Source organism: Pseudomonas sp. 21 (assembly GCF_000955805.1).
Taxonomy (GTDB): Bacteria; Pseudomonadota; Gammaproteobacteria; order Pseudomonadales; family Pseudomonadaceae; genus Pseudomonas.
In genome coordinates this window covers 23,986-44,404 of sequence record NZ_JYOA01000017.1, presented here as the reverse complement: position 1 = coordinate 44,404, position 20,419 = coordinate 23,986, and the positions used below count along the sequence as shown (strand labels likewise).

The 20,419-nt window shown below is 65.7% G+C and carries 16 protein-coding genes; 8 read left to right on the top strand and 8 right to left on the bottom strand.

All coding sequences use genetic code 11. The features are described 5' to 3' along the window. Positions 1 to 61 precede the first annotated feature (61 nt). Complete coding sequence (locus tag UB43_RS27950) at positions 62 to 679, bottom strand: TetR/AcrR family transcriptional regulator (protein WP_045217869.1); 618 nt, start codon at positions 677 to 679, stop codon at positions 62 to 64. A gap of 103 nt (positions 680 to 782) precedes the next feature. On the opposite strand from UB43_RS27950, the gene UB43_RS27945 reads away from it, so the two are divergent. From UB43_RS27945 to UB43_RS27915, 7 genes are all read left to right on the top strand, one after another. Beyond that, on the top strand, positions 783 to 2,237 hold the full coding sequence (locus UB43_RS27945) for an efflux transporter outer membrane subunit (protein ID WP_045217868.1): 1,455 nt from the start codon (positions 783 to 785) through the stop codon (positions 2,235 to 2,237). Between the two features lie 365 nt (positions 2,238 to 2,602). Continuing rightward, positions 2,603 to 4,024: an amino acid permease gene (locus tag UB43_RS27940; RefSeq protein ID WP_045217867.1), complete on the top strand. Its 1,422-nt coding sequence runs from the start codon at positions 2,603 to 2,605 to the stop codon at positions 4,022 to 4,024. Positions 4,025 to 4,206: 182 nt separating this feature from the next. Continuing rightward, positions 4,207 to 5,361 carry an MFS transporter gene (locus UB43_RS27935; protein WP_045217866.1) on the top strand — a complete coding sequence of 385 codons (1,155 nt, stop codon included), beginning with the start codon at positions 4,207 to 4,209 and terminating at the stop codon, positions 5,359 to 5,361. 89 nt (positions 5,362 to 5,450) lie between these two features. Then, on the top strand, positions 5,451 to 6,257 hold the full coding sequence (locus UB43_RS27930; RefSeq protein WP_045217865.1) for a helix-turn-helix transcriptional regulator: 807 nt from the start codon (positions 5,451 to 5,453) through the stop codon (positions 6,255 to 6,257). Positions 6,258 to 6,592: 335 nt separating this feature from the next. Continuing rightward, positions 6,593 to 7,900, top strand: coding sequence for a histidinol dehydrogenase (gene hisD, locus UB43_RS27925; RefSeq protein ID WP_045217864.1), 1,308 nt, complete (start codon positions 6,593 to 6,595; stop codon positions 7,898 to 7,900). A gap of 160 nt (positions 7,901 to 8,060) precedes the next feature. After that, a complete protein-coding gene (locus UB43_RS27920) occupies positions 8,061 to 9,239 on the top strand; it encodes a Gfo/Idh/MocA family protein (RefSeq protein WP_045217863.1) in 1,179 nt (392 codons plus the stop codon). A 130-nt stretch (positions 9,240 to 9,369) separates the two neighbouring features. Further along, positions 9,370 to 10,635 carry an MFS transporter gene (locus tag UB43_RS27915; protein ID WP_045217862.1) on the top strand — a complete coding sequence of 422 codons (1,266 nt, stop codon included), beginning with the start codon at positions 9,370 to 9,372 and terminating at the stop codon, positions 10,633 to 10,635. 6 nt (positions 10,636 to 10,641) lie between these two features. On the opposite strand, the gene UB43_RS27910 is transcribed toward UB43_RS27915, so the two are convergent. After that, positions 10,642 to 11,724: a LacI family DNA-binding transcriptional regulator gene (locus UB43_RS27910; RefSeq protein WP_045217861.1), complete on the bottom strand. Its 1,083-nt coding sequence runs from the start codon at positions 11,722 to 11,724 to the stop codon at positions 10,642 to 10,644. Positions 11,725 to 11,908: 184 nt separating this feature from the next. On the opposite strand from UB43_RS27910, the gene UB43_RS27905 reads away from it, so the two are divergent. After that, entirely contained in the window at positions 11,909 to 12,928 is a 1,020-nt protein-coding gene (locus tag UB43_RS27905) for a glycoside hydrolase family 3 N-terminal domain-containing protein (RefSeq protein WP_045217860.1), read from the top strand. Between the two features lie 57 nt (positions 12,929 to 12,985). Here the strand turns inward: UB43_RS27905 and UB43_RS27900 are convergent, their stop codons facing one another. From UB43_RS27900 to UB43_RS27875, 6 genes are all read right to left on the bottom strand, one after another. Beyond that, on the bottom strand, positions 12,986 to 14,626 hold the full coding sequence (locus UB43_RS27900; RefSeq protein ID WP_045217859.1) for a GMC family oxidoreductase: 1,641 nt from the start codon (positions 14,624 to 14,626) through the stop codon (positions 12,986 to 12,988). 38 nt (positions 14,627 to 14,664) lie between these two features. Beyond that, positions 14,665 to 15,549, bottom strand: a complete 885-nt coding sequence (locus tag UB43_RS27895) for a sugar phosphate isomerase/epimerase (protein WP_045217858.1) — start codon at positions 15,547 to 15,549, stop codon at positions 14,665 to 14,667. A 30-nt stretch (positions 15,550 to 15,579) separates the two neighbouring features. Beyond that, positions 15,580 to 17,202, bottom strand: a complete 1,623-nt coding sequence (locus UB43_RS27890) for an FAD-dependent oxidoreductase (protein ID WP_045217857.1) — start codon at positions 17,200 to 17,202, stop codon at positions 15,580 to 15,582. 18 nt (positions 17,203 to 17,220) lie between these two features. Further along, a complete protein-coding gene (locus tag UB43_RS27885; protein ID WP_045217856.1) occupies positions 17,221 to 19,008 on the bottom strand; it encodes a thiamine pyrophosphate-binding protein in 1,788 nt (595 codons plus the stop codon). A gap of 31 nt (positions 19,009 to 19,039) precedes the next feature. Continuing rightward, positions 19,040 to 19,705, bottom strand: a complete 666-nt coding sequence (locus UB43_RS27880; protein WP_045217855.1) for a ThuA domain-containing protein — start codon at positions 19,703 to 19,705, stop codon at positions 19,040 to 19,042. A 123-nt stretch (positions 19,706 to 19,828) separates the two neighbouring features. Then, positions 19,829 to 20,065, bottom strand: a complete 237-nt coding sequence (locus UB43_RS27875; protein WP_045217854.1) for a hypothetical protein — start codon at positions 20,063 to 20,065, stop codon at positions 19,829 to 19,831. Positions 20,066 to 20,419 lie beyond the last annotated feature (354 nt).

The following is a 20,419-nucleotide window of genomic DNA, read 5'->3' as shown; positions in this document are numbered from 1 at the left end:
TTGCGAAGTCGTAGGGAGCCTCACTTTGATTCGCGTGACCAATTTAGTCAATAGTCACTAATCAGGGTGACAGACTGCGCAACACCAGGCTGGACAGCAGGGCCGGCGCTTCATCGGTGGTTTCGAGCCCGTACTGGAGCAGCAGCGGGTTGAAATAGGGGCGCATGATCAGGTGGATCGCGCGGGTGGTTTCGTCCAGTGGCGTCTTGCGCTCGAAGTCGCCGCTCTGCCGGCCCTGCTGCAGGATCTCGCGAAGGGTCTGCTCGATGAAGCCTTCGTAGAGCAGGGTTGCCGGCCAGCGCCCGGAGGCGGCGGAGGCGGCGATTTCGTAGAGTTTGCGATCCTGGAAGAACAGCCGCAGGCAAGCTTCCACCAATGCCTTGAGCATGCGCCGCAGCTTCTCCGGCGGGCTGTCCACCTCATCGATGGCAGCATTCACCTCGGTCTGTATCTGCTGCAGGCAGTTCGCGCAGATCATCTCGCCGATGGCCTGCTTGGACTCGAAGAACTTGTAGATATAGGCCTTGGAAAAACCGATGGCCTTGGCCAAGTCGGAAACCGTGGTCTTCTCGTAGCCATACAGGCGGAAGTGCTCGGTCGCCGCTGCCACGATCTGATCACGCACCTCGTGATCCACCGGACCACGTGCTGCAACTTTGGGGGAGGGGGTCTTGTTCATGGGGGATAGCCTACAGAGCGGCAGGGTGATAGACAATTAGTGACCAAAATGTATTATGGTCACAGTTTCTGCAGTCTCCTCCCTTGCCCTGGAAGAACATCCCATGCCGTCGAAGCGACTCCTCGTTGTACTGATCAGCACCGGCCTGGTGGCAGGCTGCGCGGTTGGCCCCGATTACCAGCGTCCGGAGATATCCCTGTCCGAGCGCTTCCTGGGACAGAACACGGTCGAGCAACGGCCTGTGAGCTCTACGGCCTACTTGGTCGATTGGTGGGCAGGCTTCGGCGACCCACAACTGACTCGCTTGGTAACGCTCGCCCTGCAGCAGAACCTGGATCTGGCCCAAGCCACCGCACGTATCGCCCAAGCCCACGCCGGCCTGGGTGCGGCCAATGCGGCACTGTTGCCGTCCGGCTCCGTCAACGGCCAGGCAGCGCGCGCCTACCAATCGGTGGAGACGCCGTTGGGCCAGGTACTCGATTCCACGCCAGGGTTCGACCGCTATGGCAACAGCTACGAAACCAACCTCGGCGCCAGTTGGGAACTGGATGTCTTCGGTGGTCTGCGTCGTGATCGCGAGGCGGCACTTGCGCAATACCAAGCCTCGCAAGCGGGAGCCACTGCTACGCGACTCGCCATCGCAGCGCAGACCGCCGACACCTACATCAGCATTCGCGGCCTGCAAACCCGTATAGCCGTGGCGCGTCAGCAGGTGAAGACGCAACAGGAGCTGGTGGCCACCATCGAGTTACTGCAAGGCCAGGGGCTGGCTGCCGAATTGCAGGTGCATCAGGCCCGCGGCGCACTGGCTCAGGTAAGCGCCTCGGTGCCGGTGCTGGAGGCCGGCTTGGATGCTGCGATGAACGCTCTCGACGTGCTACTCGGTGCGCAACCTGGCACGCATCGCGCCGAGCTGGCCGGGAGTGAGGCCATTCCGGTGACACCGCAGATCGCTGCGAGCGGTACGCCTGGCGACCTGCTGCGTCGCCGGCCCGACCTGATCGTCGCTGAGCGCCGCCTGGCTGCTTCGAACGCCCGCATTGGTGCGGCCATTGCCGAGTACTACCCGAAGTTTTCGCTGAGTGGGCTGATCGGCAGTGCCACGTCGGTGTCCGATGGCAACCTGTTCAGTAGCGGCGCCAGCCAGATGAGTGGTGTGCTGGGGCTGCGTTGGCGCCTGTTCGACTTCGGCCGTATCGATGCCCAGATCGACCTGGCCAAAGGGCAGGAAGCCGAGCAACTGGCGGCCTACCGCCTCGCCGCGCTGCGCGCTACCGAGGACGTGGAAAATGCCTTCTCGGCACTGGTCAAGCGTGAGCAGCAGGCCCGTGTGCTGGAGCAGGGCGTGGACTCGCTCAGCCGCGCGCGGCAGGCATCGTTCGAGGCTTACCAGCAGGGTGTCGTCAGCCTGATCGAAGTGTTGCAGGCCGATGAAAATCTGCTGCGTGCTACAGATGCCCGAGCCCAGGCGCAAACCGAGTCGGCCCTCGCTGGCGTCGCGGCATTCAAAGCGTTGGGCGGTGGCTGGAAAGCGCCCGAGGCGCTTGCGGCCAAGTGATTGCAATGCTGTATCAGGTAGTTGCTTTGTGCTGATCTTCAGTAACTAGTGATAGCGATGCCGACAGTCCGCTATTGGCCGATAGCTGCCTCTCGCCCGCCAATTCCCACAGCGTTGCTGATGGCAGGGTTTCGCAGGGGACTCCCGCGTCCGCTGGGGTGCAATAGGCTGGCTGACGCAGGCGCTGCGCAAGAATGCGTCAATTGGATCTGTAGTGAGAAATTGAGCGCGGCCAGGGCGCGTTCTTATCGTGGGTGCGTCGGACAGCGGTCCGGCGCACAGCTCACTCTTACCGTGTGCTGCGGGCACCGGCAGGTGTCGGCGGGCGAGGGGGTGAGGTGGACTCAACTCTGGAGTTTCAGCTCATGCACGATAACAACAAGAATGCCGGAGCCGGCGGAGCCATCCCCAGGAATAGCCTGTCGAAAGGGCTCAGCAGCCGGCAGATCACCATGATTTCCATCGGCGGCGTGATTGGCGCGGGGTTCTTCGTCGGTTCCGCCAGCGCCATCATGGCCGCCGGCCCCGCCGTGCTGGTGTCGTTCGGCGTCGCGGCGGTGCTGGTGGTGCTGGTCATGGGGATGCTCGGTGAACTGGCGACCGCCAATCCCGACTCGGGGTCCTTCTCCACCTATGCGCAGAACGCCCTCGGACGCTGGGCTGGCTTCTCCATCGGCTGGCTCTACTGGTGGTTCTACGTGCTGGTGATCCCGCTGGAGGCCATAGTCGCGGCGGACATTCTCGGTGGCTGGCTCGGCCTGCCGTCGATGCTGATCGGCGTAGCGCTGATCGTCGCACTGACCTTCACCAACATCCTCAGCGTGAAGAACTTCGGCACGCTCGAATACTGGTTCTCGCTGATCAAGGTGGTCACTATCCTGGCGTTCATCGTCCTCGGTTTGAGCGCCATCGCCGGGCTGCTGCCAGGCAGTTCCGCGAGAGGCCTGGAACACCTGTGGGCCGATGGCGGGTTCGCCCCGACCGGGCTGCCGGGCATGGCTTCGGCGCTGGTGCTAGCGCTGTTCAGCTTCACCGGGATGGAGATCGTGACCATCGCTGCCGCCGAGTCGGAGGACCCGCGGCGCAACATCCACAAGGCGATCCGTTCGGTGGTCTGGCGGATGCTGATTTTCTACTTCGGCTCGATTTTCGTGATCGTCAGCCTGGTCGCCTGGAACTCCCCGGCGTTGGCCAACGGCTCCTTCCAGTCCGCGCTGGAAGCGATGAACGTGCCGGGCGCCGCCACTATCGTGCAAGCGGTCATCCTGGTCGGCGTGGCCAGCACGCTGAACTCGGCGATCTTCACCGCCTCGCGCATGGGTTACTCGCTGGCTACCCGCCGCGATGCGCCACGCTCCTGGGCGCACACCACGCAGCAGGGCGTGCCGCGGGTTTCGGTGCTGTTCGCCAGCGCCGGGGCTCTGGTGCTGCTGGTGGCCAACTACACCTTGCCACAGAGCGTGCTGGTGCCGCTGATCGCCACTATCGGCACCATCGCCCTGGTGATGTACCTGGTGATCGCCGTCAGCCAGGTGGTGCTGCGCAAGCGCGCCATTACCCGAGGCGAGCAGCTGCGGGTGAAGTTCCCGCTGTTTCCGGCGCTGTCGTACCTGACCATTGCTCTGATCGTCGCCTTCCTCGGGCTAATGGCAGTGGTGCCGGGGCACCAGATGGAGCTGCTGGTTTCCTCGATCCTCACCGGAGGGCTGATCGTAGTCGGCTGCTGGTTGCAGTATCGCGACCGCAGCCAGGCCGGGAGCGCGGCTGAACTGAGGTCGCCTGCCTGAGTCGGCAGGGCCGGCGCTGCCAGGCGCCGGCCCTGTGCGTCTGTCTGCGTCGGTGGAGCAGGCGTTGCGAAATTGAGCGCAGGGCCTGCGTCAATTAACTTGGCGGGAGCTCGCGGCCAGCTGCCGCTCACTTCGCTCCAGGTCGTTCTGACGGCCCTTCGCACCGCCTGCCAGAGTTCTCCATGTCCAGCGTCGATTCCTCCACCATCTCCGCCCGCAACCTCGCGGCCTGCCGCCTGACCTTCCTGCTTTCCGGTGCCGCCATGGGGGCCTGGGCGCCGCTGGTGCCCTATGCCCGCGAGCGCGCCGGTATCGAGGATGCCCAGCTCGGCCTGCTGCTGCTCTGCCTGGGCTGCGGCTCGATGGTGATGATGCCGCTGGCCGGTTGGGTGGTGTCGCGAATCGGCTGCCGGCGCACGATCTTCCTGGCCGCCAGCGCGGTGGCGCTGAGCCTGGCGTTTCTCGCCTCGGCCTCGTCCTTCCCGGCGCTGGTGGCGTTCCTGCTGCTGTTCGGCGCTGCGGTCGGTACCGCCGACGTCACCATGAACATCCAGGGCGTGATAGTCGAACGAGCCTGCGGGCGTTCGATGATGTCCGGCTTCCACGGGCTGTTCAGCCTGGGCTGCATTCTCAGCGCCGCCAGCCTCAGCGCGCTGCTGTGGCTGGGCGCCTCGCCGCTGCAGGCTGTTTGCGGGCTGCTGGTGGCCGGCGCGCTGGTACTGGTGATCTATGGCAATGCGTTGCTGCCCTACGGCGAGGGCGGCGCGAGTTCGCCGTTCATCCGGCCTTCCGCAGAGGTCCTGCTGCTCGGTGGGCTGTGCTTCATCGCCTTCCTGGTGGAGGGCGCGCTGCTGGACTGGAGCGCGGTGTTCCTCGCCACCGCCAGGGACGTCGACAAGGCCCAGGCCGGCCTGGGCTACGCCTTTTTCTCGCTGACCATGGCGGCGGGGCGGCTGTGCGGGGATCGCATTGTCAATCGCCTGGGGGAACGCGCCGTGCTGGTCGCCGGCAGCCTGCTGGCCATCACCGGAATGGCCCTCGCGGTATTGTTGCCACACTGGTACTTCGCCCTGTTGGGCTTCGTGCTGGTGGGGGCGGGGATTTCCAACATGGTGCCGGTGTTCTGCACCCTGGCCGGCCGCCAGCGGCGCATGTCGGTGGGCATGGCGATCGCCGCTATGACCGGCATTGGCTATCTGGGGATTCTGCTGGGGCCGGCGCTGATCGGCGGCGTTGCCCACTTGGCGAGCCTGAGCCTGGCGCTGGCAGGCAGCGCCGGGTTGCTGCTGATCGTGGTCGCCTGCGCGCCCTGGATGACCCGCAAGCGCGCAGTCTGAGGCCGGCGGTTCCATCGCTCAAGATGACGCACTAGACTGAGACATACTGCGCCGGCCACTGTCGGACGGCGCCGCGATAGGCGCCGCCAATGGACAAGCAGGAATTCCTCCCAGAGAACCTCCGCATCCTCAGCGAGAGGGCAGGCACGGTCACCGACATGTGTCGGCGGATCGGCATCAACCGCCAGCAGTTCAACAAGTACCTGGCCGGCACCCACGCACCTTCCAGGGCCAACCTGCGAGCCATCGCCAGCTTCTTCGGGCTCAACGAGGAGGTGCTGTTCAGCGCGCCGAACGATTTCCGCTCGATGATGGATGGCGGGCATTTCCACCTGTTCCGCAGCCTGGTGCAGTCCCCCGCCATGCAGCTGTTCATCGGCGAGATGCTGCGCGCGGGTGGCGGCGCAGAGTTCGCCGGCATCTACGAGCGCTACCACTATTCGTCGATCTATCCGGGGCAGATCCTGCGTTCAATCTTCTGCCTCTACGAGCGCGACGGCGTGCTCATGCACTACTACGTGGAGCGCTTCCCCAGCCTGGATGGCACCGGCAAGGTGGATTACCGCTTCAAGTACCATGGCCTGAGCTTCCTGCTGGCGGGGCGAATCTTCTCGGTGGATTTCGAGACCATCCAGAAGAACGAGATGACCTTCAGCAACCTGGCCGCGGTGAGTCGCAGTTCGCGCAAGTACATCTTCGGCGTCACCAGCGGCATCGCCGCGACCATGATGCGCCAGCCGGTGGCAGCGAAGGTCGCCATGTGCTTCGTCGCCAAGGGGCTGATCAGGAAGGAGCACATGCAGCGCGCCACCGTGCTGGCGCCCAGCGATCCCTCGATCCCCCGCGAGGTGCTGATCTACCTGAACTCCGGGAACACCTCCATCGATTCGGCGTGACCTCGGCTAGCCATTCGCATGTATTTCACAGAGTGCGTCAAGGTGCGTCAAGTTAAGCACATTTGAGAAATTGAGAGACGCACGCCCTCATCGTACTTTTCTCCCACAGGGCGGGATTCTCGCCCTGCCGATGACGCAGCCCGACCGTTGCCTCAACCGACGCCTTTCGCCCCGCACCACGCCAGCAGGGCCGGGCGCCCGGCAGGACGGCTGAGCGTGCGCATCCAGTGGCTGCCGCCAGCCAGGCTGCAGCCTCCTCGATCAGGCAGATCGCAGATGGTGCTTTCTGGCTTCGCGCCAGGGCCAGGCTGCGCCAACAAGAAAAGGTGAATGTGATGGCTGAGTGGATCAAGAAGGCGAAGCCGACCGGGCAACAGGCCGCCGCCAACGACAAGCTGAAGGCAGACGTATCGAACATCCTGCTGGACATCGAGAAGCGCGGCGATGCGGCGGTGCGTGAGCTGTCGGTGAAGTTCGATGGCTGGGACCGCAGCGACTACCGCCTGAGCGAGCACGAGATCGAACAGTGCATGGCCAGGCTGACCGACCGCGAGCGCGACGACATCCTCTTCGCCCAGGCCCAGGTGCGCCGCTTCGCCGACGCCCAGCGCGCATCGATGCTCGACTGCGAGATCGAGACCATTCCGGGCGTGGTGCTCGGCCACAAGCATATCCCGGTCAACGCTGCCGGCTGCTACGTGCCCGGCGGCAAGTACCCGTTGCTGGCCTCGGCGCACATGTCCATCGTCACCGCCAAGTCCGCCGGCGTGCGCAACATCGTCACCGCGGCGCCACCGTTCCAGGGCCAGCCTGCGCCCTACATCGTCGCTGCCCAGCACCTGGCTGGCGCGGACGCTATCTACTGCCTGGGCGGCATCCAGGCGGTGGCAGCTATGGCGATCGGCACCGACAGCATCGACCCGGTGGATATCATCGTCGGTCCCGGTAACGCCTATGTTGCCGAAGCCAAGCGCCAGCTGTTCGGCCGCGTCGGCATCGACCTGTTCGCTGGCCCCACCGAAACCCTGCTGATCACCGACGATAGCGTCGACGGCGAACTCTGCGCCACCGACCTGCTGGGCCAGGCCGAGCACGGCAAGGATTCCCCAGCGGTGATGCTGACCACCTCGCGCGCGCTGGCCGAGGACACGCTGAAGGAAATCGCCCGCCTGCTGGAGCTGCTGCCCACCGCGGCCATCGCCGGCGAAGCCTGGGAAAACTTCGGCGAGATCATCCTCTGCGAATCCTTCGAGGAGATGGTGCGCTACTCCGATGAATACGCCTCGGAGCACGTACAGATCATGACCCGCGACGACGACTTCTTCGTGAAGAACCTGAGCAACTATGGCGCGCTGTTCGTCGGTCCGCGCACCAATGTCTCCTATGGCGACAAGGTGATCGGCACTAACCACACGCTGCCGACCAACAAGGCCGCGCGCTACACCGGCGGGCTTTGGGTCGGCAAGTACATCAAGACCTGTACCTACCAGCGCGTGCTGACCGACGAGGCCTCGGCGCTGATCGGCGAATACTGCTCGCGCCTGTGCCTGATGGAAGGCTTCGTCGGCCACGCCGAACAGGCCAACCTGCGCGTGCGCCGCTACGGCCACAAGGATGTGCCCTTCGGCGAGCCGGCGCTCTGAGCCCTGCCGCCACAATAACGCTGCAAGTGAACGTGCGAAGAGTACGTGTGAGCCGGGGTGTTCCGGGGCTGGGGCCTGCGCCGGCTCACGCTACCCGCGGGGCGCTTCGGCGCTCCGCGGTTTTGCGCAGCATTCCACCACCCAGCCTGGAGATCCAGCCATGCCCAGCCTGACAACCGACATACCGGCGAAGCCGCGTTTGCGCGCCGGCATGATCGGCGGTGGCGAAGGCGCCTATTTCGCCAGCTACCACCGGGCCGCCATGCGCCTGTGCAACCGCTTCGATCTGGTAGCCGGTGTGTTCTCCTCGTCGCCGGCGAAATCGCAGGAAGCGGGCAGGGCGCTGGGCATCGACGTCGAGCGCATATACCCCTCGGTACAGGCCATGGCGGATGCCGAGCGCGGCCGTCGGGATGCGATTGACGTGGTCGTGGTGGTGACGCCCAATCACCTGCACTTCGAGGCCTGCCAGGCGTTTCTCGCCGCAGGTATCCCGGTGATCTGCGACAAGCCCCTGGTCAATCGCCTGGACGAGGCTGACCAACTACTGGAACTGGTTCGCCGGCAACCGACCTTCTTCGGCGTCACCTACACCTACCTGGGCTATCCCATGGTCCGTGAGGCGCGCAGCCGCATCCGTGCCGGCGAGCTGGGAGATATCCGTTTCGTGCAGGCCGAGTACCTGCTGGAGTGGCTTTGCCAGGGCACCGAGGGGCTGAGCGACAGCCTGGCCTGGCGCGGCGACATGGCCAAGGCGGGGGCGACCAGTGTGGTCGGCGACGTCGGTACCCATGCCCTGAGTCTTATGGAATTCGTCACTGGCCAGCGCTGCCGCAGGCTCAACGCGAATCTTTCGACGAAGGTCCCGGGCTGGCCGATGGACGACCACTGCGTCGCCCAGCTTGAGTTCGACGGCGGCGCCGACGGCCTGATGTGGCTGAGCTTCGCCGCGCCCGGCCACCGCAACGGGCTGAGCCTGAAGGTGGTCGGCAGCAAGGCGTCGCTGGAGTGGCGCCAGGAAGTGCCGGAGACGCTGCATGTCAGGCCGGTGGACGAGGCCGAACGGATCTACCGGCGCGGCCAGGCGGATAATTTCCCCCATGCCCGCGCCAGCTGCAGCCTTCCTGCCGGCTGCAGCGAGGGCTATCTGGAAGCGCTGGCGGTGCTCTACGCGGATTTCGCCGATGCCATGGCGACGGACGATCAGCAACCTGGCATCGGAAGTGCACTGTTTCCGGGGCTTGTCGAGGGAGTGAGAGGCGTGCAGTTCTGCCATGCCTGCCTGCAATCGAGCCGGGAGCGCTCGTGGGTGGAGCTGCCCAGCGCCGAATCGGAGTGAAGGGAAGGTCAGTTTTTTAGAAAGATGAGTGCCTGCAGGACCGAGGAGCGAGTCCGCAGCTACCAACCAACGGCTTGTGGCCTGCGGGCCAACTAGTCTTCAGCTGTGCTACGGAATTGTTGAAAACAAGATGAACAAGAGAAACAACAACCTGGTCACTCCACGCATTCGCCGGGCGCGCATCGCCACCTTCGCGGGCTTCATGATGATCGGCGCCATGATGTACATCTGGTCCACCGGCGTGACGGCCTTCCGCGAACAGATGGGCCTGTCGGGCAGCCTCGGCGATGTGGACTTCGGAATGATCGCGCTGAGCATCGGCGTCGGCGCCGCCATCGGCTGCATCGCCGTGGGGCGCTTCGTCGATGCGTTCGGCGCGCGCAAGGTCATCTACGCCACCGCCATTGCCTATCCGCTGTCGATCATCCCCATGGGCTACATCAGCCACTTCTGGTTCGCTGTCACCTTTGGTGGCGTGCTCGGGTTGTTCCGCGGTGCCATCGATACCGCGCTGAACTCACACGGGGTGCAGGTCGAGCGCTTCTACCAGCGGCCGATCATGTCGGCCTTCCACGCCTTCTATTCCTTCGGTGGCTTCCTGATCGGCATAGTCGGCAGCTACTTCGCCAGTCACTACACCAGCAGCGCCGCGGTGCCGTTCACCGTGCTTGGCCTGGCGATGCTGCTGATCGGCCTGGTCACCGGGCACTTCCTGCTCGACAAGGGCGAGGCGCCGGCCCAGGACATGGCCGTTGCCGCCAGTGATGCGGCGGGCCCGGCCAGCTCCGTACGGAACTGGCAGATCATCCTGATCATGGTCGGCTTCGGCATCCTGCTGCTGGGCAGCATCATCGGCGAAGGCGCGGTCTCGGACTGGGGCCAGGAATACGTACGCCGCCAGCTCGGCACAAGCGCCTCCGAGGCCGGCCTGGCGATCACGGTGTTCATCGGTGCGCAGTGCTTCAGCCGGGTCGTCGGCGACCGCATCGCCGAGCGTATCGGCGCGGCGCAGATGGTTTTCTGCAGCGGCCTGGTGGCGGTGGCCGGTCTGCTCGTGACCATCATCGGCGGCACGCCGCTGGCGGGGTTGGTCGGTTTCGGCCTCTATGGCCTGGGGCTGGCCTGCATCGCCCCGCTGATGCTCTCCAGCGCGGGGCGCAAGGACCCGGCTCATGCCGGTCGCAACATCGGCATCGTCAACGGCATCGGCTACTCGGGGATGCTGGTGGGGCCGGCGGGCATCGCTGCGGTGGTCAACTATTTCGGGCTGAGCTACCTGCTCTATGCACCGCTGATCCTGCTCGGCCTGCTGGCGATCTTCAGCCCGCTCCTGATGCGCGCCCACGTGTCATCGCCGGCAGGCAGCGGGGCGTCAACCTCACTGCCTGCGCACTAGCGGTGGCTAGTCGAGCTTGCGGGTGGAAGTGCGTACCACCAGCTGGGTCTGGAAGATCTTGCGCTTGGGCTCGTCGCCCTCGGCGGGCGGTGTGTTGAGAATGTCCACCAGGAAGCGCGCGGCGTAGACACCTTTTTCCACCAACGGCTGGCGGATGGTGGTCAGGCCGGCATTGCCGGCCTCGGCGATATCGTCGAATCCGATCACCGACAGATCGTCCGGCACCTTCATCTGCAAGGCCTGCGCGGCACCGATAGAGGCGAGCGCCATGACATCCGAGCAGGCCACGATGGCGGTGGGAGCGTACTGGTTGAGCAGGCTGGTGGCGGCCGCCTGGCCCACCGTCGAGTCGAAGCCGCCGGCCTCGAAGACATGAAGATCGCTGAACGCCAGGCCCGCTTCCTCGGCTTCCTCGATATAGCCGGTGAGCCGCTCGCGCACGATCATCTCGGTGGACGACTTGAAGCGCTTGAAGTCCACCTCGCCACGGTGGTTGTCGGGGTTGAGGCGATCGACGATGACGCCGATCCGCCGGTGTCCCAGCTCCAGCAAGTGGCGCATCTGCTGCCGGGCGGCGCCGCGGTCGTCGATGCCGACGTAATGGGCGCCGTCGATCATCGGCGAGTCCACCACCACGTAGGGAATGCGCTGCTGGATCACCGCCCGCACCATCGGGTGGTCGTCGGGCATGGTCGGGATGATCAGGCCATCCACCAGGCCACGCACCGCCAGGCTGGTGTTGCCGGGCTTGCCGTCTTCCTTGCGGATGCGCTGGTTGTTCAGCGGGAACAGCGTCAGGGCGACGTTGGACAGTTCGCCGATCTCGCCGATGCCGCGCAGCAGGGCGATCATCGAGGGATCAGCGAAGGCGTAGGACAACTTGTCCATCACCATCAGGCCAATGGCGCCGACCTTACCCGAGCGCAGACTGCGCCCCATGATGTTGGGTCCCGGATAGCCGAGCTGCTCCGCCACCGCGAGGATGTGCTCGCGCTGCGCCGCCGACAGCTTGCCGGGCTTGTTGTAGGCATAGGAAACAGCCGGCTGGGAAACCCCGGCGGCCAATGCCACGTCCTTCATCGAAACCATCGTCACACTCTTCAGCCACTTCCGTGGCGCTCATTCCTGTTCGGCCCTGGCGGCTTGTGCCTTGCCCGGGCCGCGAAGTCCCTGCGCGATCATAACGCACCTGAGGGCCGGGTATCGGCCGCAAAGCGGCGCCGGCCTGCCGAATCTGTCACCCAAGTCGTCACCTGAGAAAAGGAGTGAAACCGTGAGCACACTACTGGAAAGCGCCTACGCGACCCTGCTGCCGGCCTTTGCCGGGCTGGAGCTGGATGGCGCCGTCCGCGACTTCCTCACCAGCGGCGGCTGTTCGCTGCTGCTGGGCGAGACCCGCGCGGAATACCTGGCGCGGTCGATGTCGGCCCAGCGCCAGGGCAGCGAGAGCCGCGAGCAGTTCAGCCAACTGGTCGCCCAGGCCCGCGAACTGGCCGGGCAGGACCTGCTGATCGCCGTGGATCAGGAATTGGGCGGCATCCTGCGCCTGCACCGGCTGGTTCCCGCGCTGCCCAGCGCTGCTGAGGCCCGCACGCTGAGCACGCAGGAGCTGGCGCGGCAGGCGGCGTCGGTCGCCGAGTCGGCCCGAGCCATGGGCGTCAATCTGTTCCTGGCCCCCATCGTCGATGTCGTCACCGGCGAGAATCCCTGGTTGCAGAATCGCACCCTGGGAACCCGGGCAGAGGATGTCAGCCGTGTGAGCGGTGCCTACGTCAACGGCGTGCAGCAGGCCGGTGTCGCCGCCGTCGCCAAGCACTTTCCGGGGTACCCGGTGACGCCGCTGGACCCGGCGGTGGAAGAGGCGATCGTCGAGTGTTCGAGGGAAGAGCTGCAGCCCACCTTGGGCGTGTTCGCCGACCTGATCGCGGGCGGAGTGCAGGCCATCATGGTCGGCCCGGCGCTGGTGCCGGCACTGGATGCACGGGAACCTTCCAGCACATCGGCGACCACTGTCGGGCTGCTGCGGGATGAAATGGGCTTCACCGGGCTGATCGTCTCCGATGACCTGGACGCACCGGGCATTCACCGTGGCCGCTCCATCGAGGCGACCGCCGTGGCGTCGATCAGTGCCGGTGCCGACCTGCTGCTGCTTTCCAGCGAGGCGGGTCTGGACTCGGTCGCTCGGGCGCTGGTCGAGGCAGTGGAGAAGGGCGAGATGACCGAGGCACGCCTGCTGGATGCGGCGCGGCGGGTAAGGGCGCTGGCAGCGCAACTGGCATCGGCCAGGGGCTGAAAAAGCTGCGTTGCACTGCCGGTGGCTGTGGCAGTGCAACGCAGAAAGGATGCTCGGTCAGGCCGATTCGGCAGGCAGGGTCTGGTGCAGGGCGCAGGTGTCAGTCTTGTGCGCCAGGCCTTTCTGGATCATGTCGGCGGCTTTCTCGCCAATCATGATGCACACCGCGTTCGGGTTGCCCGACACCAGCGTCGGCATGATCGAGGCATCGGCGACCCGCAGGCCCTCGACCCCGTGAACCCGCAGGTCAGGCCCCACGACCGAACCCGGATCGGTACCCATGCGGCAGGTACCCGCCGGGTGCAGCGCGGCATGGGCCTGCTCCAGGCAGAACTTGCGCATCTCCTCGCGGTTGCGCACCTCGTTGCCCGGCACGTGGCGTCGGGCAATGAAGGGTTTGAACGCCGCCTGGCGCATGATCTGCTCGCCGACCATACAGCCATCGGTGAGCGCCTCGATGTCGTACGGGTCGGAGAAATAGTTCGGCACGATGCGCGGCGGCAGGCTGGTGTCGGCCCCGCGCAGTTCGACGTAGCCACGCGAGCGCGGGCGAATCTGCCCCAGGTTGAGGGTGCAGCCGTTGCCGCCGGGCACCGAGTCGACGCCTTCCTCGATGCCCGCGCCGACCACCATGAAGTACTGCACGTCCGGGGTTTCCTGGGTGTTGTCGCCCCACCAGAAGGCGCCGCCCTCGATCAGGTTGGAGGCCGCCGGGCCGTTGCGGAACAGGGCGTACTGCAGGCCGGCCATGGCCTTCCAGAACGGCTTCTTGTACTTGTCGTAGCTGTGCGGGCCGGTGAGTTCGTAGACCAGCGAGATCTCGATGTGGTCCTGCAGGTTCTGGCCGACGCCGGGCAGGTCGCTGACGACCTCGATGCCGTGCTCGCGCAGGTGCTCGGCCGGGCCGATGCCGGAGAGCATCAGCAGGCGCGGCGAGCTGATGGCGCCGGCGCTGAGGATGATTTCCTTGTTGGCGAAGATCTGCTGGCGGTGGCCGTTCTCGATGAACTCGACGCCTTTGGCGCGGTTGCCCTGCATGAGGATGCGCTCGACGCGGCAGCCGGTGCGGACCGACAGGTTGGCGCGACGTTTCGCCGGGGCCAGGTAGGCGCTGGCGGCGCTGCTGCGCAAGCCGTTCTTCGCGGTGATCTGGTAGAGGCCGCAGCCAGCCGGATCGCCGCTGTTGAAATCGGCGTTGTAGGGCAGGCCGAACTCCTGGCAGGCCTTGAGCCAGACCTTGGTCAGCGGGTGGATGTAGGGCACGTCGGAGACCCCCAGCGGGCCGCCGGTGCCGTGCACCTGATTGCTGAAGCGCTCGTTGTCCTCGGCCTTGCGGAAGTACGGCAGCACGTCCTGATAGCCCCAGCCCGCGGCGCCCTGGGCAGCCCAGCCGTCATAGTCCTGGGGCACGCCGCGGATGTAGATCATCGCGTTCACCGAGCTGCCGCCACCGAGCACGCTGGCCTGGACCATGGTCGGTTTTTCCGTGCGCGCCTGGTCGTCACGGGGTTCCCACTCGTAGCGCTTGAGCAGCGGGCCCTGGGCGGTCTTGTAGTAGGCGCCGGGGATGTGGATGTAGGGGCTGCGGTCGCGCGGGCCTTCCTCGAACAGCACGACGGAGGCGGAAGGGTCCTCGCTCAGCCGCGAAGCGACGGTGCAGCCGGTGGAGCCGCCGCCGATAACGATGTAGTCAACCATGAAAGCTCTCTCAGCCTGGTGGCGGAATGGGGTGGGGATCATCGGCTCAGCAGGCGTTCGAGCAGCGCCTTGAGCTCGCTGGCCACCGCGTAGCTGTCCTGCTGCTGTTGCCTGCGGCAGAACAGCTCGCAGCTCCACCAGCCCTGGTAGCCGGTGGAGAGCACGGCGTCGGTCCAGGCCTGCAGGTCGAGCGTGCCCTGGCCGGTGGGGACGTCGCGCAGCACCACTTCGTCGGGAATGCCGCCGGCGAAGGCCAGCGAGTCGCAGACGTGCACGCCGTAGAGGTGGCGCTTGTCCATCTTCGCCACGTCATCCGGGGTGTCGCCGGAGGTGTGGCAGTGCCAGAAGTCGATGACCACCTTCAGGTTGTCGCGCTCGCTGCGATCGAGCAGTTCCACCTGGTGGTCGATGCCGCGCAGAGGGGTCCAGGACAACGCTTCCAGATACAGGGTCAGGCCGAAGCCCTGCGCCAGATCGGCCAGGCGCCGCAGGTTGTTGGCCGTCAGCAGCTTCTGTTCGCGCAGATCGGTGCCCAGCAGGCCGGCATAAAGCTGCGAATGGCCCTGGCGCTCGAAGTCGCGTACCGCCTCGACGTTGATCGGCCCGGTGAGCACCTGCACGCCCTTGGCGCCCGCCGCCTGGGCCAGGGTGAACAGCGCCTCGGCCTCGGCGAACAGCGCGTGCTCCTCGGCGCCCTGGCGTTCGATGTTCGCCAGGTAGCCGACGCCGGGAATATCCAGATCGCCCAGCAGGTGCTTCAGCTCGCCGTGGGTGAAGCCGGCGTCCAGGTAGCTGGCGATCTTCAGGCCCGATGCCTCCAGCGCCTGCAGGCCGAGACGGCGGGTGATGTCGACATCGGTGGCCAGGGTGCCGTGGCGCGAAACAGTCGAGTGCAGCGCCATCGTTTGCCCGGAAATGTTCATCGTGATTCCTCTTGTTCTCTTGAAGGACGATCACTGATCGTCGCTGGTTGCCGGGTGCAGGAAGCCGTGCGCCACGCGTAGCGCGTTGGCCGCGATGGTGAGCGCGGGATTGACCGCAGCGGAGGAGGGGAACGAGGAGCTGTCGACGATCCACACATTGCTCAGGTCGTGCATGCGGCAATCGCGGTTCAGCACGCTGCGACTGCTGTCTTCGCCCATCACTGCAGTGCCGCACTGGTGGGAGTTGGTGCCGATGCCCATGCGCTCGGTGAGCACCAGCGGGTAGCCCGCCGAGCGCATCAGCGCGGTGGTCTTTTCCACCAGCTGTTCGTGGGCCTGGAGGTTGTTGGGCGTCCAGAACACCTTGATCGCATCGCGCACGGTGTCGTACTCGACGCGGTTCTGCGTCGTGGGCAGGTCTTCCGATGTCAGGTAGAGGTCAACGCTGTGGTCGGTGAGGTAGCGCGACACTGTCTTCGGCACCCAGGGACGCATGCCGGAGATCATCGGCTCGCGGATCTTGCCGAGCATCTGCACGTTGCCCAGGGGGAACATGTTGTGGCGGGTCGGCAGGTACCAGTCATTCAGCGCCAGGGTCTTCTGGAACATCACCTCGTTGCGCCGGCGCGGATCGACTGCCACCAGAAAGGTGCTGTTGTGCACCATGTAGTTGCGCCCGAGCTGCCCCGAGCTGTTGCCCAGCCCGGCAGGGTGTTGCTCGCTGGCGGAGCGCAGCAGCAGGGCCGCGGTGTTCACCGCGCCGCAGGCAAGCACGAAGCGCCCGGCCTGAATGCGTACCGGCTTGCCGTCGCGGGTGGCCGCGGCCTCGGTGACCTGGCTGCCATCCTCGCTGGTCAGCAGCCGCTCGACCTTGGTCCGGTTGAGCAGACGCATGTTGCCGCGCTGCAGAGCAGGGCGCAGGGCGGAAAGTTCGGCGTCGCCCTTGGCGTCCACCAGGCACGGGTAGCCGTCGCAGGTGGAGCAGAGCACGCAGGGGCGGTCCTCGCCGAAGTCGACCGCCGCCGGCATTGCGAAAGGCTGCAGGCCCTCGCGGCGCATGGCGGTTTCCAGCGCGCTCAGCGCCGGGTCGTGCTGCAGCGCCGGCCACGGGTAGGGTTGCGAGCGCCAGGGCTCGGTCGGGTCGGCGCCGGCGTTGCCGTGCACCTTGTATAGGGCCTCGGCTTCGCAGTAGTACGGCTCCATTTCCGCATAGCTCACCGGCCAGGCTGGCGACACGCCTTCGGCATGGCGGATTTCGCCGAAGTCGGCCTCGCGGAAGCGCGGCAGCATGGCGCCGTAGAATTTGGTATTGCCGCCGACGTAATAAAAGACGCCGGGGGCAAAGGGTTTGTTGTCGGCATCCAGCCATTGCTCGGCATTGCGGTAGCGACCTTCGCCGAACACCGCCTGGGCGCTCCAGTTGTGGATCTCGCGCGGCAGGAAGTCGCCACGCTCGATCACCACCACCGAGAGTCCCTGGTTGCGCAGCGCATAGGCGAAGGTGGAACCGCCCATGCCCGAACCGATGATCGCCACATCGCACGTCACCAGCCCGCTTTCATCAGGCTCGACCAGCGACAGGGTGCGCCGGCTGGCCGGCGCCCCCTGTTCCGGTCGCTGCGCTGAATGAGTCGAAAACAGCAGATCGCTCATCAGAGCCTTCCTCACCTCTTACAGGTGTTGTTCGGAGTTGCGCAGTTCCCAGTACTCATCCTGACGCTCGTCAGTGATGTACTCGGGGATCGGGAAGTCCCACCAGCCCGGTACCCAGGGCCCGGCCGCGTCGCGGTCGGTGGGTACTTCGATCAGCACCGGCTCGTTGCACTCCAGCGCCTGCTTGAGGATAGGTTCCAGGTCCTCGGGGCGTTCCACGCGCCAGGAGCGCAGGCCGAAGGATTCGCCCATGGCCTTGTAGTCCGGGGAGTAGGGCTCGCCGTCCGGGGTGTTGAACTCGGTGCCGATGTGGCGGCTGGTCTGCTTGCGCTGGCCACCGCGGATCGACATGTATCCGGCGTTGTTCTGGATGATGAACACCACGGGGATGCCGTTGGTCTTGCAGATGGCGATTTCCTGGTTGGTCATCAGGAAGTCGCCGTCGCCGAGGATGCACACCACCGGTTGGTCCGGCGCCGCGAGCTTGGCGCCGATGGCCGCCGGCACTGCCCAGCCCATGGACGAGAAACCGCCCGAGGTCAGGTGGGTGCGCGGCTGGTAGACCGGGAAGGTCTGCTTGACCGCGCCCTGGGTGTTGCCCGAGCCGACCACCACGATGGTGTCGCGCGGGAACACCTTGCGCAGGGCACCCAGCGGGCGTTGCGAGGTGAACGGGAAGCGGTCGGAGTCGCGGCGGGTGGCCAGCTTCTCTTCCCACTCGGTCTGGCGGGCTAGCAGGTCCTTCATGTAATCGCTGCGGTCCACGCTCTGGCCCTTGAGGGCGTCGGCCAGGTGCGCCAGCGCGTACTTGGCGTCGGAGACGATGCCCACGGTCACCGGGTAGTTCTTGCCGATCTCGTGCGGGTCGATGTCGATGTGGATCAACCGGCCCGGTGGGATCGAGAAGGTGACGCCCTTGGCGTAGCTGGAGGACGACCAGTCGGTGAAACGGCAGCCCACGGCGAGGATCACGTCGGCGCTGGAGGCCATCGCGTTGCCGCACAGGGTGCCGGTCTGGCCGACGCTGCCGGCGAACAACGGGTGGTCCTCGGGGAAGCCGCTCTTGCCGTTCCAGGTGGTCACCACCGGGATCTGCCACAGCTCGGCCAGGGCCAGGACTTCGTTCCAGGCCTCGCCGGTGATCACGCCGCCGCCGATCACCATGACCGGGCGTTTGGCCTCGCGCAGCACGTCGGCAGCCTTGGCCACCGCAGCCGGGTCGGGGAAGACCTTGCCGACCGGGGTGCGCTCCTCGATGGCGTGCAGGTTCACCTCGGCGGCTTCGGCCTGCACGTCCATCGGGATCTCGATGTGCACCGGGCCGGGGCGGCCGGTCATCATCGAACTCCAGGCGCGGTGCATGATGAAGGGCATCTCTTCAACGCGGGTGGCGACCCAGTGGCGCTTGGAGACAGCCTCGGCGATCTTCGGGAAGTCGTTGTCGGTGTAGCGCTCCAGTTCCTGCAGCAGACCATGGCCGCGCATGTGGGTGGGCGGGCCGCCGGTGATCAGCATCAGGCTGGTGGAGTCGGTGAACGCGGTGGCCATGCCGATCACGGTGTTGCTGGCGCCGGCGCCGATGGAGGTCACTGCGGCCATGGGCTTGCCGCTGACGCGGTAGTAACCGTCGGCCAGATGAACGGCGCTCTGTTCGTGGAAGACCTGGATGAACTTCAGCTTCGACTCTTCTTCGAGGAAGGCGTCGGTGAGGGTCCAGATGCCGTGGCCGGGAATCCCGGCGACGTACTCGACGCCGTAGTTCTTCAGGGTTTGGGCAACCACTTGGCTGCCGGTCAGTTTGGGCATGTCGATGCTCCTTCAGGTGGTCGGTGATGGCTCAGGCGGGCTTGCATGCGGCCCAGCTCAGGCCCTGCTTGGTCAGGCGGCGGATGTTCGGGTCGGCGAGGTTGCTCGTGTCATGGCCGATGGAGTGGTAGAAGACGCGCCCCTCGCCCCAGTTGCGGACCCAGGCGACCGGGCTGCGGTGGCCCTTGAGCCAGGGCATCGGGTTGCCGTCGAAGGTGGTTTCCGCCAGCACGTGGAGGTTCGGGTCGACCTGCATGTAGTACTGCTCGGAACGCACCTCGAAGTCCTCCACGCCCTGGGTCACCTCGTGCTCGCGGTCGATGAAATTGACCATGTACGGATGTGGGTAGCCCTCGCCGGCGGGGTGTTCGAGGAACGAGCCACCGAGCACGAAGTGGTACTTCAGGCTGGCGCGGAAGGCCGCCCCGGCGCCGTGCCAGGCGGCCAGGCCGGTGCCGCTCTCGATGGCTTCGAGCAGGCGGTTTTCCTGGGCGGCGGTGAGGGTCTCGGTGGTCACCGCGTTGTTCCAGCCGATGACGATCAGGTCATAGCCGGTGAGGTCGCGGTCGAGGGTGAAGATGTCGGTCGATTCCTCGACCTGGAAGTCGAGCTCGGCGAACAGCTCGCGGGCCCAGGCGGCGATTTCGTAGGGGAAATGGCCGGGCCAGCCGCCATACAGGTAAAGGACACGGGTCACGGTTGGTTACCTCCGGTGTTGCTGTTTTTGCGAGAGCCGGCGGCGAGCTCCGGGCAGGGGAGTGCCCGGAGCGCAGGCGGCATTGCGCTGGTTGGTTGTTCTCGTTGGTTTTCTTGAGTGGATTCAGGCGGCGCGGTGGCTGCCGCGGCCTGGGATCGAGGTGCTCTCCTGCGCCTTGGCTGCGCAGAGCGCGGCGTTCTGCGCCGGTGCGATCACCTCCGGGTAATCGGAGAGCGCAGCGGCATCGGGCAGGAAGACGAAGAAGTGACCCGCAAGGGCGTGCCGGGAGGCCGCGGGTTGCGAGCTGGACTGGCCGGCATGCGGGGTGGAGCCGCACGGGTCATGAAGGGAGCTGGCCATGGTTTCACCTCGATCTTGTTTTTGGCGTGGCGTAATCGGCTAGGGGTTATACGTATAACCTTAATTTCACATTACCACCGGCAGAAGTCTTGTCAATACCAGGCGTCGACCAAGGCGATGCCAAGCCTGGGGCGCGGCTTCCAGGCTGTATTCGGTGGCTGAAAGATGAGCCTTCGAATCGCTCGAAACGCATTTTGTCGCTTTTGGATATGTCGCCATATCCGCCGATAATGCGGCTTGTAGGCGAAATCTGAGAGGCGGTGCCGATGCTCTACGGGAATTCTGACCATTTGGTCACTGCGCCGGTTTCCTAAAAACGACTCTGCTAAACAAGCCCATTGACAAGCCAGGCGG